This window comes from Variovorax paradoxus NBRC 15149 (genome assembly GCF_001591365.1).
Taxonomy (GTDB): Bacteria; Pseudomonadota; Gammaproteobacteria; order Burkholderiales; family Burkholderiaceae_C; genus Variovorax; species Variovorax paradoxus.
In genome coordinates this window covers 1-14,681 of the sequence record NZ_BCUT01000010.1, presented here as the reverse complement: position 1 = coordinate 14,681, position 14,681 = coordinate 1, and the positions used below count along the sequence as shown (strand labels likewise).

At 66.8% G+C, this 14,681-nt stretch carries 14 protein-coding genes; 10 read left to right on the top strand and 4 right to left on the bottom strand.

Annotation, left to right across the window (positions count from 1 at the left end; all coding sequences use genetic code 11):
- Window positions 1-2: 2 nt before the first annotated feature.
- The 5 genes from VPA02S_RS30695 to VPA02S_RS30675 all read left to right on the top strand — a co-directional run bounded on the left by VPA02S_RS30695 (window position 3) and on the right by VPA02S_RS30675 (window position 4,951).
- Complete coding sequence (locus VPA02S_RS30695; protein ID WP_015867518.1) at window positions 3-866, top strand: creatininase family protein; 864 nt, start codon at window positions 3-5, stop codon at window positions 864-866.
- A 73-nt stretch (window positions 867-939) separates the two neighbouring features.
- Window positions 940-1,926 carry an ABC transporter substrate-binding protein gene (locus VPA02S_RS30690; protein WP_015867519.1) on the top strand — a complete coding sequence of 329 codons (987 nt, stop codon included), beginning with the start codon at window positions 940-942 and terminating at the stop codon, window positions 1,924-1,926.
- Window positions 1,927-1,937: 11 nt separating this feature from the next.
- A complete protein-coding gene (locus tag VPA02S_RS30685; RefSeq protein WP_018907087.1) occupies window positions 1,938-2,768 on the top strand; it encodes an ABC transporter ATP-binding protein in 831 nt (276 codons plus the stop codon).
- Entirely contained in the window at window positions 2,765-3,568 is an 804-nt protein-coding gene (locus VPA02S_RS30680; RefSeq protein ID WP_015867521.1) for an ABC transporter permease, read from the top strand. The genes VPA02S_RS30685 and VPA02S_RS30680 overlap by 4 nt, the downstream gene beginning before the upstream one ends.
- Before the next feature lie 9 nt (window positions 3,569-3,577).
- A complete protein-coding gene (locus VPA02S_RS30675; RefSeq protein WP_027729577.1) occupies window positions 3,578-4,951 on the top strand; it encodes an FAD-binding oxidoreductase in 1,374 nt (457 codons plus the stop codon).
- 22 nt (window positions 4,952-4,973) lie between these two features.
- Here the strand turns inward: VPA02S_RS30675 and lnt are convergent, their stop codons facing one another.
- The 4 genes from lnt to VPA02S_RS30655 all read right to left on the bottom strand — a co-directional run bounded on the left by lnt (window position 4,974) and on the right by VPA02S_RS30655 (window position 8,842).
- Window positions 4,974-6,563: an apolipoprotein N-acyltransferase gene (gene lnt, locus VPA02S_RS30670; RefSeq protein WP_062367286.1), complete on the bottom strand. Its 1,590-nt coding sequence runs from the start codon at window positions 6,561-6,563 to the stop codon at window positions 4,974-4,976.
- The gene (locus VPA02S_RS30665) at window positions 6,563-7,441 is read right to left on the bottom strand and encodes a CorC family transporter (RefSeq protein WP_015867524.1); all 879 of its coding nucleotides are present in this window, start codon (window positions 7,439-7,441) and stop codon (window positions 6,563-6,565) included. Before VPA02S_RS30665 ends, lnt begins: the two co-directional genes overlap by 1 nt.
- A gap of 89 nt (window positions 7,442-7,530) precedes the next feature.
- On the bottom strand, window positions 7,531-8,259 hold the full coding sequence (locus tag VPA02S_RS30660) for a GNAT family N-acetyltransferase (protein ID WP_015867525.1): 729 nt from the start codon (window positions 8,257-8,259) through the stop codon (window positions 7,531-7,533).
- A gap of 109 nt (window positions 8,260-8,368) precedes the next feature.
- The gene (locus VPA02S_RS30655) at window positions 8,369-8,842 is read right to left on the bottom strand and encodes an Lrp/AsnC family transcriptional regulator (RefSeq protein ID WP_015867526.1); all 474 of its coding nucleotides are present in this window, start codon (window positions 8,840-8,842) and stop codon (window positions 8,369-8,371) included.
- A 154-nt stretch (window positions 8,843-8,996) separates the two neighbouring features.
- On the opposite strand from VPA02S_RS30655, the gene hppD reads away from it, so the two are divergent.
- The 5 genes from hppD to VPA02S_RS30630 all read left to right on the top strand — a co-directional run bounded on the left by hppD (window position 8,997) and on the right by VPA02S_RS30630 (window position 14,614).
- A complete protein-coding gene (hppD, locus tag VPA02S_RS30650; RefSeq protein WP_062367284.1) occupies window positions 8,997-10,124 on the top strand; it encodes a 4-hydroxyphenylpyruvate dioxygenase in 1,128 nt (375 codons plus the stop codon).
- Between the two features lie 28 nt (window positions 10,125-10,152).
- Complete coding sequence (locus VPA02S_RS30645; RefSeq protein ID WP_062367282.1) at window positions 10,153-10,953, top strand: transporter substrate-binding domain-containing protein; 801 nt, start codon at window positions 10,153-10,155, stop codon at window positions 10,951-10,953.
- Window positions 10,954-10,970: 17 nt separating this feature from the next.
- Window positions 10,971-11,849, top strand: coding sequence for a phenylalanine 4-monooxygenase (phhA, locus tag VPA02S_RS30640; protein ID WP_062367280.1), 879 nt, complete (start codon window positions 10,971-10,973; stop codon window positions 11,847-11,849).
- A 143-nt stretch (window positions 11,850-11,992) separates the two neighbouring features.
- Complete coding sequence (locus VPA02S_RS30635) at window positions 11,993-13,684, top strand: AMP-binding protein (RefSeq protein WP_062367278.1); 1,692 nt, start codon at window positions 11,993-11,995, stop codon at window positions 13,682-13,684.
- Entirely contained in the window at window positions 13,685-14,614 is a 930-nt protein-coding gene (locus VPA02S_RS30630) for an MBL fold metallo-hydrolase (protein ID WP_062367276.1), read from the top strand.
- Window positions 14,615-14,681: the final 67 nt, after the last annotated feature.

The following is a 14,681-nucleotide window of genomic DNA, read 5'->3' as shown; positions in this document are numbered from 1 at the left end:
CCATGCTCCACGGCTACATCCCGCCCCACCGCTTCCTGCCCTACCTGAGCTGGACCGAAATCGCGGCACTGCCCGACCGCGAGAACACCGTCATCGTGCTGCCCTGCGGCGCCATCGAGCAGCACGGCCCGCACCTGCCGTGCTCGGTCGACAGCGTGATCGCCTCGGGCGTGATGGGCAAGGCGCTCGAGAAGCTGCCGGCCGAGGTGCGCGCCTTCGCGCTGCCCACCATCACCTACGGCAAGTCGGAAGAGCACCTGCACTTTCCCGGCACCATGACGCTCACCGGCACCACGCTCTTGTCGACCGTCACCGAGATCGGCGAGTCGGTCTACCGCGCCGGCTTTCGCAAGCTGCTGTTCGCCAACGGCCATGGCGGCCAGCCGCAGGTGCTGGAGATGGCGGCGCGCGAGCTGCGGCTGCGCCATGGCGACTTCGTGGTGGTGCCGCATGGCGTGTCGCGCCTGCCGAACGCATCGAGCAGGCAGATCAGCGAGCAGGAAAAGAAGCTCTCGATGCACGCCGGCCATTCCGAGACCGCGCTGATGCTCGCGCTGGCGCCCGACACCGTGCACATGGAGCGCGCCGCCGCCAACTTTCCGCCGCCGTTCCCGATCAAGCTGCTGTCGGCCGATGGCCGCCCGGCCTGCGCCTGGACCGCGCGCGACTTCGGCCCGAGCGGCGTGATCGGCGACCCGACCAGCGCCACGCGCGAACAGGGCCAGGAGATCCTGGACACGCTGTCCGACAGCTGGGTGCAGGCATTGACCGAGCTGCATGCGCTGCGCTGGGTGGTGCGCGAGGAAGCCACCTGGGAGCGCGGCCACCAGCAGGGCTTCATCCAGCAGTCCTTCGAGGCCGCCTGAGGCGCGCTACTTGCATCCGCTTCATCGCTTTTTTTCCAACCCTTCCTTCACCAGCCTTCGAGAGGTTCCCACCATGCGCTCCTTCGCTCTTTCCATGGCCGGCGCCGCCGCGCTCGCACTGTTCGCCGCTGCCGCACCGGCCCAGGCGCAAGACAAGTTCACCTACATGACCAACTGGTATGCGCAGGCCGAGCACGGCGGCTTCTACCAGGCGGTGGCGCTGGGCATCTACAAGAAGCACGGCCTGGACGTGACCATCAAGATGGGCGGTCCGCAGGTCAACATCACACAGATGATGGCCGCGGGCCAGGCCGACTGCATCATGGGTTCGAGCGACATCCAGATGATGCAGGTGCGCGAAGGCGGCGTGCCGGTGGTCAACGTGGCGGCCTTCTTCCAGAAGGACCCGCAGGTGCTGATCGCGCACGATGACGTCAAGAAGTTCGAGGACCTCAAGGGCAAGACGCTGCTGATCGGCGCGCAGGCCAACCGCGGCTACTGGCCCTGGCTCAAGGCCAGGTTCGGCCTCAAGGACGAACAGACGCGCCCCTACACCTTCAACATCCAGCCCTTCGTGGCCGACCCGAACGCCGCGCAGCAGGGCTACCTGACCTCGGAGCCCTACGCGATCCAGAAGGCCGGCGTGAAGAGCACCGTGCTGATGTTCAGCGACCACGGCTTCCCGGCCTACGCCACCACGGTGTCGTGCATGGAAAAGACCGTGAAGGACCGCAGCAAGCAGGTGGAAGCCTTCGTGAAGGCCTCGGCCGAAGGCTGGAAGAGCTACCTCGCCGATCCGGCGCCCGCGAATGCGCTGATCAAGAAGGACAACCCCAACATGACCGACGACCAGCTGGCCTACAGCGTGGCCAAGCTCAAGGAAATGGGCATGGTCACCGGCGGCGATGCGGCCAAGCTCGGCATCGGCGTGATCACCGATGCGCGTTCCAAGGCGAGCTACGACTTCCTCGTGGGCGCCAAGCTGCTCGACCCGGCAAAGGTGGAACTCGCCAAGACCTACACCACCGAGTTCGTCAAGGACGCCAAGGTTTTGCCCTGAGCCATCCACCCATGAACCGCATCGAACCCCACACCCTCGCGCCGCCCGCGGCGCCTGCCGTGCCCGCGGTGGAAGTGCTCTCGGCCGAGAAGACCTACCCCAACGGCACGCAGGCGCTGCTGCCGGTGGACCTGTCGATCGCCGAAGGCGAATTCGTCACGCTGCTCGGGCCTTCGGGCTGCGGCAAGAGCACGCTGCTCAAGATGGTGGCGGGCATGCTCGAGCCGAGCGACGGGCGGCTCTTGGTGTGGCGCAAGCCGGTGGCGGAGATCCACAGCTGCCCGCACAAGCTGTCCTTCGTGTTCCAGTCGGCCACGCTGATGCCGTGGGCCAGCGTGCGCACCAACGTTCGGCTGCCGCTCGACCTGGCCGGCGTGCCACGCAAGGAGGCCGACGCGCGGGTGATGGAATCGCTCGCGCTGGTGGGGCTCGAGAAGTTTGCCGATGCACTGCCGCGCGCGCTCTCGGGCGGCATGCAGATGCGCGTGTCGATCGCGCGCGGCCTCGTCACGCAACCCGATCTGCTGCTGATGGACGAGCCCTTCGGCGCGCTCGACGAGATCACGCGCCACAAGCTCGACGCCGACCTGCTCGACCTCTGGCGCAAGAAGAAGCTCACGGTGATCTTCGTGACGCATTCGATCCACGAGGCGGTGTTCCTGTCGACCCGCGTGGTGATGATGGCCGCGCGGCCGGGCCGCGTGGTGGAGCAGTTCCACATCGACGAGCCCTACCCGCGCACACCCGACTTCATGGTGACGCCGGAATTCGCGCGCCACGCCAGGCGCCTGCAGGACAGCCTGCTGCGCGCGAGCCAGGGCGACGAGGAGCACGCACGATGAAAAGCCCGCCCCTCCTGAGCCAGCCGCGCGTGCAGCGCGTGCTCTATCCCCTGCTCATCGGCGTGGTGCTGGTCGCGCTGTGGCAATGGATGGTGGTGGCCATGGAACTGCCGCCCTATCTGGTGCCCTCGCCCTTCCTCATGGTGCAGACGCTCGTGACCGACTGGGCGCCGCTCGGCAGCGCGCTCCTGGTCACGCTCAAGATCACGCTGCTGTCGTTCCTGCTGGCCACCGTCGCCGGGGTGCTGATCTCGTTCCTGTTCGTGCAGAGCAAGCGCATCGAGACCGCGCTCTTTCCGTATGCGGTGCTGCTGCAGGTGACGCCCATCGTGGCGGTGGCGCCGCTCATCATCATCTGGGTGAAGAACCCGGTGGCGGCCATGACGGTGTGCGCCGCGCTGGTGGCGCTGTTCCCGATCATCAGCAACACCACGCTCGGCCTGCGCAGCATCGACCCCGACCTGCAGAGCTACTTCAAGCTCAACCGCGCGACGCGCTGGCAGCAGCTGGTGCGGCTGCGCATCCCGAGCGCGCTGCCGTACTTCTTTGGCGGGCTGCGCATCTCGAGCGGCCTGGCGCTGATCGGCGCGGTGGTGGCCGAATTCGTGGCCGGCACCGGCGGCTCGGGCGCGGGCCTGGCCTACCAGATCCTCCAGGCCGGCTTCCAGCTGAACATCCCGCGCATGTTCGCGGCCCTGCTCCTGATCTCGTTGACCGGCGTCGCGCTCTTCGTGCTGATGGCCTGGCTCACCAAGCTGGCGCTGGGCTCGTGGCACGCGAGCGAACTTTCCCAGGATTGAACCTTGACCATGACCGCCTCCATTTCCGCCATCGAAGAGCTGCGGCTCGAACTGCCCGGCCTCGACTGGATCACCGACGAGGGCCGCGTCACGCGCCTGTCGCAGGACTTCTCGTGGTTCAGCCCCGTGCTCAACCGACAGTTGAAGGACAAGCGCGCCGACGTGGCCGTGCGTCCGCGCACCGAGGACGAGATCCGCGCCGTGGTCGGTGCCTGCGCGCGCCGCGGCGTACCGATCACGCTGCGCGGCAGCGGCACCGGCAACTACGGCCAGACCACGCCGCTCGCGGGTGGCGTGGTGCTCGACATGACCGGCTACAACGCCTTCCTGTGGATGCAGCCCGGCGTGGCCCGCGCGCAGGCCGGCATCCGCCTGGGCGAGCTCGAGAAGCAGACCAAGCCCTCGGGCCAGGAGATGCGCAGCATGCCTTCCACCTACCGCAGCGCCACGCTTGGCGGCCTGTTCGGCGGTGGCTTCGGCGGCGTGGGCTCCATCAACTACGGGCCGCTGGGCGCGCCCGGCAATGTGCTGGGCATCCGCGCGATGACCATCGAGCCCGAGCCGCAGGTGATCGAGCTGCGCGGCGCCGAGGCCATGCGCATGCACCACCTCTGGGGCACCAACGGGCTGGTGCTGGAGCTGGAAATCGCACTGGCACCGGCGCATCCCTGGCTCGAGACGCTGGTGACTTTCGACAGCTTCGCGGATGCATTGCACTTCGCCGACAAGCTCGCGAATGCGCCCGGCATCGTGAAGCGGGAGATCGCCTTCTTCGCCGCGCCGATCTCGGACCACCTGGCGCAGCTCGCGGCGCACCTGCCCAAGGGCTGCCACACGGTACTGTCGCTGGTGGCCGAATCCTGCGAGCCGGCCATGCAGCAGCTGGCCGAGGCGCACGCCGGCACCGTGAGCTACCGCAGGACCGCGGCCGAGGTGCAAAAGAGCAACCGCACGCTGATGGAGTTCACCTGGAACCACACCACGCTGCATGCGCTCAAGGTCGACCCCTCGCTCACCTACCTGCAGAGCGGCTTCGTGCCGGGCCGGCACGTCGAGCAGATCATCGAGATGGAGCAGCTGCTGGGCGGCGAGGTGATGATGCACACCGAGTTCATTCGCAACGTGGCCGGGCTCATGACCTGCAGCGGGCTGCAGCTGGTGCGCTTCAGCACCGAGGAGCGGCTCGCCGAGATCATCGGCATCCACCGCGCGCGCGGCGTGCACATCAACAACCCGCACGTGAACATCGTGGAGGACGGCAAGGCGGGCGGGCCGCTGCCGCCCGAGGTCATCGAGATGAAGAAGCGCTTCGACCCGATGGGCCTGCTGAACCCGGGCAAGCTGCGCGACTGGCCCGTGAAGGCGGTGCCGGCGGAGGTCTGACGACGACGGGGACGCCGCCGGGTCAGCCCTGGCGGCGGCGCAGCACGAAGGCGATGGCCACGATGGCCATCGCCGCAATCCACAGCGGCCACAGCCCGAAGTGCGCGACCCAGCGCGCAAAGGGGGTGAGCCCCGTGCGGCCCTCGACCGAGGCTTCGAGCACGCCGCGCGTGAGCCGCGGCAGCTGGTGCGTGACGCGGCCTTCGGCATCGATGACCACCGTGGCGCCGGTGTTGGTGGCCCGCACCATCGGCCGCGCGAATTCGAGCGAGCGCATGCGCGAGATGGCCAGGTGCTGGTCGATGGCCACCGAGTTGCCGAACCACGCGATGTTGCTCACGTTGAGCAGGATGGTCGGCGCCGTGGCCTCGTCCTTGAAGTTGGCGCCGATCTCGTCGCCGAACAGGTCTTCGTAGCAGATGTTCGGCGCAATGCGCTGGCCCTGCCAGGCAAAGGGCGCCTGCGCCAGGCCGCCGCGCGCGAAGTCGCCGAGCGGGATGTTCATCATGCGGATGAACCAGCGAAAGCCCGGCGGAATGAATTCGCCGAACGGAACCAGGTGATGCTTGCTGTAGCGGTAGGGCTGCGCCGCACCGGGCTGGAAGCCGAGCACCGCGTTGCTGTAGGTGCCCTGGCGGCCCAGCGGCAGGCCGACGATGGCCGCCTGCGTGCCCTGGCCGTAGCGCGCCTGGATCGCCTCCAGGTAGCCCTCGGGCAGTTGCTGCGGCAGCAGCGGCAGTGCGGTTTCGGGGGTCACCACGAGCGAGGCCTTGGCATCGCGCAGCTGCTCTCCGTACCAGCGCAGCGCCAGGTCGATGCCGCCGCCCGGAATGAATTTTTCGTCCTGCGGGATGTTGCCCTGCAGCAGCGCGAGCTGCAGCTTGCCGCTCGAACCCCTGGCGCCCTGCGCGTCGCCGGACAGCGGTGCCACGAGGTGCGGCGCGGCGAATGCAGCGGCGACAAGTACCAGGGCCTGCGCGAGCGCGATGCCGCGCGCGGGCCGGGTCAGCGCCACCAGCGCGGCCACCAGCGCAGCCACTGCGCCGATGCCGTACACGCCGATCCACGGCGCCCAGGCCGCCAGCGGCCCGTCGACATGCGCATAGCCGCCCGCGCCCCAGGGAAAGCCGGTGAACCAGCTGCCGCGCACGAGCTCGGCCAGCGTCCACAGCGCGGCGAACACCAGCGCCCCGGCCACCGGCCCGCGCGGCCCGCGAACGACGAACCAGGCGCAGGCCGCCGCGTAATAGAGCCCGAGCGCCGCCGCGAGCGAGAGCACCGCAATGGCCGCGAGCGGCGCCGGCAGCCCGCCGTAGGTGTGCATCGAAATGAAGAGCCACCAGAAGCTGCCGGTGAGCCAGGCGGTCGAGAAAAGCCAGCCATGCAGCCCGGCGCGGCGCCAGCCCGCACCCTCGGCGCGCAGCCAGTCCAGCAGTCCGACGAGCACCGCCAGCGAAACAAGCTGCAGCCACCACAGCGGCCGGCCGTTCGCAGGCCAGGCAATGGCTGCGGCCTGGGCGAGGCCCGCGAAGGCAAAGCCCAGCAGGCGCAGCAGGCCCACGGCGGAAAAGGCGGGAGACGTGCGGAGCGTGGCCGCTGCCGGCAGCGGCATCAGTCGGCCGCGTCGCTGCCGCGGGCCGGGGACACCTTGAACCAGCGCACGGCCCCGCCCTTGGTGTGCAGCACCACGAAGTCGAAGCCGCCGATCGCGTGGTGCTCGCCGCGCTTGGGCACGTGCCCCATCTCGTGCGCGATGAGCCCGCCGATGGTGTCGAAGTCTTCGCTCAGTTGCTCTTCGTCGAAGACGATGCCGAAGGCCTCGGCCACGCGCTCGATCGGCGTGTCGCCCGAGACGCGGTAGGTGTGGTCGGCCAGACCGAAGATGTCGCCCTCGTCCTCGGCGATGTCGAACTCGTCCTCGATCTCGCCGACGATCTGCTCGAGCACGTCCTCGATGGTGATGAGGCCGGCCACGCGGCCGAACTCGTCGATCACGATCGCCAGGTGGTTGCGGTTGCCGCGGAACTCGCGCAGCAGGTCGTTCAGGCCCTTGCTCTCGGGGATGAAGGTCGCGGGCCGCAGCAGCGCGCGGATGTTGAGCCCCGGCGCGCGCTGCAGCTTGAGCAGGTCTTTCGCGAGCAGGATGCCGATGATGTTTTCCTTCTCGCCCTCGTACACCGGGAAGCGCGAGTGCGCGGTGTCGATGACCAGGTGCAGCAGCGCGTCGAACGGCGCGTCGATGTTCACCAGGTCCATGCGCGGCGCCGCGACCATCACGTCGCCGGCCGTCATGTCGGCCATGCGCAGCACGCCCTCGAGCATGACGCGCGATTCGGCGCCGATCACCTCGTTGTCCTCGGCGTCCGCGAGGGTTTCGATCAACTCGTCGCGCGAGTCGGGACCGGGGTGGATGAATTCGGCCAGCTTCTGGAGAAAGCCGCGCTTGTCTTCCCGTTCGACGGGTGCGCGTTCAGGGTGAGGGTCGGCCACTGCGGGAGGCGTAGTTGAAGAGATACAAGGATACCGGATTGCGCGTGACAGGCTCTACCGCGTGGCCGCCAGGGGCGCTTTTCAGGTATTCAGGGGGCAGACTTGCTGCGCGCGTCCCGCATGCCGCTGCGCACTTCCTGCAGGCTGGCCAGGAAGGCCCAGAACTGCTTGGCGCGGGTCTTGAGGTGGTAGTCGACCGCTGCGTACTGCTCGAGCGCGATCTCGCTCATGCGGCTGTCGAAGGTGGCGCTCGGCAGCTGCAGGTGGGCTTCGGATTCCGAGCCGCTGCGAACCACGGTGGCGCCGGCGTTGCGGGCGATCTTCAGCATGGCGGCGTTTTCGCTCAGCGCATGGATGAAGAGCATGCCCACGCCTTCGTTGCGCGCCACGACCACGGCGCGCTCGAACAGCCGCGCGCCGTAGCCGCGGCCCCGCGCATGCGCGGCCACCGACACGCCGAATTCGGCGCAGTCGCTGTGCTGCGCGTCCGGCGCGAACGCGAGGTGGGCCATCGCGATCAGGTCGAGCCGGCGGTTGTAGATGCCGAAGAGCTCGTCGCGCTCGAAATCGAGCCCGTCGACGTAGCGCTGCACCTGCTCGTCGCCCGCGGCGTAGCCGAAGCGCAGGTAGCGGTCGTGCGGCGTGAGCGCCAGCAGGTGCTGGGCGATGCGGTCGCGCTCGCGCGGGCCGATCGAGCGGATCGGCACCATGACGGGTTGCGGCGCAGAGGCTGCGCGCGGTTGCGCCTCAACCATCGGCGCCTTCAGGAAAGAGCCGAGGCCGAGAGACGCCTTCAGGAGGGTCTTGGCGGTAAGCATGGCTCAAATATAAGGGTTTTCCCTTAAACACCAAGCCTGCAGGGGTACTTTCGGGCAACATTTGTGAACCAATACCAGAGAGCGTGTCGTTCACGCAACCATCAGCTGGCTAAACCGGCACGGCTGTTGTGGCCTTGACACGGTCGAGCACGAAGCTGGTCTTGCAATCCTCCACGCTGGGGTGCTTGAGCAGGGTGTCCATGATGAAACGGCTGTAATGCCCCATGTCGGCGACCACCACGCGCAGCAGGTAGTCCATCTCGCCGGTGAGCGCCGCGCACTCGACCACTTCGGGCCAGGTCTGGACGCTGGCGCGGAACAGGTCCATGGGGTTGCGCTTGTGGGTCTCGGTGTGCTTTTCGAGGCGCACATTGAGATAGGCGGTCAACCCCAGGCCGATGACTTCGGGGCGCACGAGCGCGACGTAGCGGTCGATGACGCCGCTTTCCTCCAGCCGCTTGACGCGCCGCAGCACGGCGCTCGGGGAAAGGCTGACCTGTTCGGCGATCTGGTCGTAGGTGGCGCGCCCGTCTGCTTGCAGCGTGCGCAGAATGAGCCTGTCGATCTTGTCTAGTGCTTCCATGGCTGCATTTTCGCAGTTTTACTGCGTCTCAGCTCTCTTCGGCGCCCAATAACGCTGAAAACGTGAGCGGCATCCGCTCTACAGTGCAGCACTGGTCGTTCTCGCCCACCCCGTTCGCTATTTCCTTCATTCGAACCCCATTTCTGGAGACCCCATGAGCCACACCGACGCGCCCCCCTTCACGCCCTGGGAGAACCCCATGGGAACCGATGGCTTCGAATTCATCGAATACGCGGCGCCGGACCCGGTCGCAATGGGCAAGGTGTTCGAGCGCATGGGCTTCAAGGCCGTGGCGCGGCACCGCCACAAGAACGTGCTGCTGTACCGCCAGGGCACGATCAATTTCATCGTCAACGCCGAGCCCGACTCCTTCGCGCAGCGCTTTGCGCGCGAACACGGCCCGAGCGTCTGCGCCATCGCCTTCCGCGTGCAGGACGCCAAGCAGGCCTACGAACGCGCGATCTCGCTCGGCGCCTGGGGCTTTGCCGACAAGGCGGGTCCGGGCGAATTGAACATTCCCGCCATCAAGGGCATCGGCGACAGCCTGATCTACCTGGTCGACCGCTGGCCCGGCAAGAACGGCGCGAAGCCGGGCGACATCGGCAACATCGGCTTCTACGACGTCGACTTCGAACCGCTGCCCGGCGTGGCCTCGCAGGATGCGCTGGCGCCCAAGGGCAACGGCCTGACCTACATCGACCACCTCACGCACAACGTGTACCGCGGCCGCATGAACGTCTGGGCCGGCTTCTACGAGAAGCTCTTCAACTTCCGCGAGATCAAGTACTTCGACATCGAAGGCCAGGTCACGGGCGTGAAGAGCAAGGCCATGACCAGCCCCTGCGGCAAGATCCGCATCCCCATCAATGAAGAAGGCAAGGAGCAGGCCGGCCAGATCCAGGAGTACCTGGACATGTACCGCGGCGAAGGCATCCAGCACATCGCGATGGGCTCGGACAACCTGTACGAGACCGTCGACGCGCTGCGCGCCAACGGCGTCACCCTGCTCGACACCATCGACACCTACTACGAGCTGGTCGACAAGCGCATTCCCGGCCATGGCGAAAGCGTGGCCGAGCTGCAGAAGCGCAAGATCCTGATCGACGGCAAAAAGGACGCGCTGCTGCTGCAGATCTTCAGCGAGAACCAGCTCGGCCCGATCTTCTTCGAGTTCATCCAGCGCAAGGGCGACGACGGCTTCGGCAACGGCAACTTCAAGGCGCTGTTCGAAAGCATCGAGCTCGACCAGATGCGCCGCGGCGTGCTGACGGCCGCAAAATAAGCGCCTTTTTCACTGGCCAGGAGCCTCCATGCGCAGCACGTTCTCGATCGGCTTGACCCTCACCGCGGCAGCCGCCGCTGTTCTTCTTTCGGGCTGCGCCATGGCGCCGGCCGCCCCGGCGGGCGGCTCGCACCTCGACGCGGTGCAGAAGGCTGCAGCGCTGCGCATCTGCACGCCGGGCGACTACAAGCCCTTCAGCTTCCAGAAGGCCGACGGCTCGTTCGAGGGCATCGACGTCGATCTCATGGCGGGCTTCAGCGCCAGCCTCGGGGCCAAGCCCGAATGGGTCAAGACCACCTGGGCCAACCTGCTGCCCGACCTCGGCGCCGGCAAGTGCGACATCGCCGTGGGCGGTGTTTCCGTGACCACCGACCGGCAAAAGCGCGCCTTCTTCAGCGCGCCCTACATGGTGAACGGCAAGGCGCCCATTGCGCGCTGCGCCGACGTTGCCAAGTACCAGAGCGTGGCCGACATCGACAAGCCTTCCACCCGCGTGATCTTCAATCCGGGCGGCAGCAACGAGCGCTTTGCGCGCGCCAACTTCAAGCAAGCCAAGCTCACGCTGCACGGCGAGAACGTGACGATCTTCGACGAGATCCTTGCCAACCGCGCCGACGTGTTCGTGACCGAATCCGCCGAAGCCATCACGCAGCAGAAGCTCAAGCCGGGCCTGTGCGCGATCAACCCCGACAAGCCGCTGCAATACGGCGAAATGGCTTGGATGCTGCCGCGCGACGACGTGGCCTTCAAGGCCTACGTCGACCAATGGCTGCACCTGCAGCAAGCCGGCGGCGACTTCCAGCGCGTGATGGACCGCTGGCTCAAATAAACCGAAAGAGCATTCCCATGGACACCCCTGCAGCAGCTGCTGTCGTCACGTCCGCCGTCTACGGCGCTTCGGACCGTCCGCCGCGCGGCGACTACTCGCGCGGCGGGGCGGTGCTTGCCGACTACACCTGCCCGCAGGACTGGGCCAGCTACACGCCGGCCGACCACGAGACCTACCAGCGGCTCTACGAACGGCAGGCCGCGCAGCTGCCGGGCCTCGCCTGCGACGCATTCATCGAGGCGCTGCCGCTGCTGGGCGTGAAGGACCGCATCCCTCGCTTCGAGGAAATCAACGAGCGGCTGCACCGCGCCACCGGCTGGGAAATCGTGGCGGTGCCGGGGCTGATTCCCGAGCTGCCGTTCTTCACCTTGCTCGCAAACCGCAAGTTTCCGGTGACCGACTGGATCCGCAAGCCCGAGGAGTTCAACTACATCGTCGAGCCCGACGTGTTCCACGACCTGTTCGGCCATGTGCCGATGCTGTTCGACCCGGTCTTTGCCGACTACGTGCAGCGCTATGGCCAGGGAGGCATCAAGGCGCATGAGCTCGGCGCGGGCGAGAAGCTCGCGCGGCTGTACTGGTACACGGTCGAGTTCGGCCTGATCCGCCAGCCCGACGGCCTGCGAGCCTACGGCGCCGGCATCCTGAGTTCCGTCGGCGAACTGCAGCACGCCGTGCGCAGCGGCGAGCCGCACCGGCTGCCGCTCGACCTGCTGCGCACCATGCGCACGAGCTACAAGATCGACACCTACCAGAGCAACTACTTCGTGATCGAAAGCTTCGCGCAGCTCTTCGACCTCACGGCTCCCGACTTCACGCCGCTCTACCAGGCGCTCGACGCCCTGCCCGACATTCCGGCCGGGGTGCTGCTGCCGGGCGAGTCCGGCCGGGCCTGAACGCTCCTTTCGAAGTGATTGCGGCGGCATGCATGCGCTGCGGTTCACTATCGCGTGCGCGACAGCGCATGCCCTGCTCCTAGGACAAGCCCGCTGGCGGCCAGATGTGTCTGGCTCCCACAATCCGCGCAAAAGGAGCTTGCATGCAGACATCCGCGCGACAGAACTATCCGGCCGGCGTGCCGCACGAGATCGACCCCGGGCAGTACCGGTCCCTGCCCCACATGTTCGACGAGGCCTTCGCCCGCTATGCCGATCGGCCGTTCTCGGTTTGCATGGAGCGCTGGATGTCGTATGGCGAGCTCGACACGCTGTCGAAGGCCCTGGGCGCGTGGCTGCAATCGCTGGGCCTCGAGCCCGGCGCGCGGGTCGCCATCATGCTGCCCAACGTGCCCCAGTTCGCGGTCACGATGTGCGGCGTGCTGCGCGCCGGCTACACCTGCGTCAACGTCAATCCGCTCTATACGGCGCGCGAGCTCGAGCACCAGCTCAAGGATTCGGGCGCCACGGCCATCGTCATCCTCGAGAACTTCGCCGCGACGCTGGAACAGGTGATCGAGCGCACGCCCGTCAAGCACGTGGTCGTCACTTCGATGGGCGACCTGCTCGGCGGAGTCTATGGCGCCTGGATCACGGTGGCGGTCCGCCACCTGGCGAAGATGGTGCCCCCGTACAAGCTGCCCCTGGGCAACGGCCGCACTGTCACGCCTTTTTCGAAGGTCATCGAAGAGGGGCGCGGGCGCGCGTTGGCGCCGGACCAGAGCACGCTCGATTCGATCGCGTTCCTGCAATACACCGGCGGCACCACGGGCCTGTCCAAGGGCGCGGTATTGACCCACCGCAACATCGTCGCGGCCACGCTGCAGGCGGAGGCCTGGTTCACGCCGGCGCTGTCGCGGGCGGGCGACCTGGCCAAGGTCAACAGCATCGCGGCGCTGCCGCTCTATCACATCTTCGCGCTCACGCTTTGCCTCCTGGTCATCCGCCAGGGCTCGCACATGACGCTGATTCCCAATCCGCGCGATTTCGGCAAGTTCATTGCGGTGCTCAAGAAGCGGCCCTTCCACATGCTGCCGGCGGTGAACACGCTCTTCAATGCGCTCTTGATGCATCCCGGGTTCAAGTCGATCGATTTCTCCACGCTGTTCGTTTCGCAGGCGGGCGGAATGGCCGCCTCCGAAGGCACGGCACGGCGCTGGTTCGAGGCCACCGGCTGCCCGATGATCGAAGGCTGGGGCATGAGCGAGACCTGCGCGATCGGCACCAACAACCCGGTGTCGAACACCAGCTTCACAGGCACCATCGGCTTGCCGCTGCCCAGCATCGAGATCGCCATCAAGGACGACGAAGGCAACTCCCTGCCCGTCGGCACGCCGGGCGAGCTCTGCATCAAGGGGCCCAACGTCATGACCGGCTACTACAACCAGCCCGCCGAGACCGCCGCTGCCTTCACGCCCGATGGCTTCATGCGCACCGGCGACATTGCCGTCATGCAGGAGGATGGCTACAGCCGCATCGTCGACCGCAAGAAGGACATGATCCTGGTGAGCGGCTTCAACGTCTTTCCGAACGAACTGGAGAACGTCATTTCGCTGTGTCCCGGCGTTGTCGAGTGCGCGGCTGTCGGTGTGCCCGACGAGAAGCAGGGCGAGGCGATCAAGGTCTTTGTCGTGCGCAAGGACGCGGCGCTCACCGAGGAAGCCGTGCTGCAATACTGCAATGGACAGCTCACCGGCTACAAGCGGCCCAAGCACATCGAATTCCGCGACTCGCTGCCGAAGACCAATGTCGGGAAGATCCTGCGGCGCGAATTGCGCACCAGCGCGGGCGCCTGAATGAACGATCGCGCCGCCGCCGGGCTGCCGGCGAATCTGGTGGTCTTCGAGCGCGGCTGGCTGTCGTCGAACAACATTCTGTTCATCGGGGCCGGCGAAACCGCGCTGGTCGACACCGGGTACACCACGCATTCCGATCAGACCCGGGCGCTGGTCGAATCGGCGCTGGGAACCCGGCCACTCGACCGGATCGTGAATACGCATCTGCACAGCGACCATTGCGGTGGCAATGCGGCCCTTCAGCAGCGCTATCCGGCGATCCGGACGGACATTCCACCCGGCGAGGCGGCATTGGTGGAACGGTGGGATGAGGGCGGTCTGAGTTTTCTTGCGACGGGACAGACCTGTCCGCGATTCCGGTTCACCGGCCTCTTGCAGCCGGGAACCGAATGCATGCTCGGCGGCATCCCGTGGCAGGTGCATGGCGCGCCTGGCCATGATCCCCACTCGATCATCCTCTTCGATCCCGCTTCACGGACGCTGATCTCGGCGGATGCCCTGTGGGAAAACGGCTTCGGCGTCGCCTTTCCCGAACTCGTGGGCGAACCGTCATTCGGCGATCTGGCTGTGACGCTGGATCGGATCGAGGCGCTGGGGCCGCTGCGGGTGATCCCGGGCCATGGTTCGGTCTTTGGCGATGTCGGCAAAGCCTTGGCCACGGCGCGCCGCCGGCTCGAGGGTCTTCAGCGCGATCCCGTGAAGCATGCGCGGCACGCCATCAAGGTGCTGATGAAATTCAAGCTGCTGGAGGTGCAGTCCATTGCCCTTGACGACTGGAAAGCCTGGGTCTGCAGCACGTCGTATCTGGATATCGTTCGTTCGCGCTTCTTTGCCGACGTGGAATTGGAGCAATTGGCCGGGGACGTCTTACACGAGCTGATCGGCGCAGGTGCGGCGGAGATGGACTCCTCGGGCATCCGCAATATCTGATCTTTGTCTGCTGGAATAAAAAAAGCGCGTCACCGCAAGATGACGCGCTTTTTAAAGCTGCAAAGAA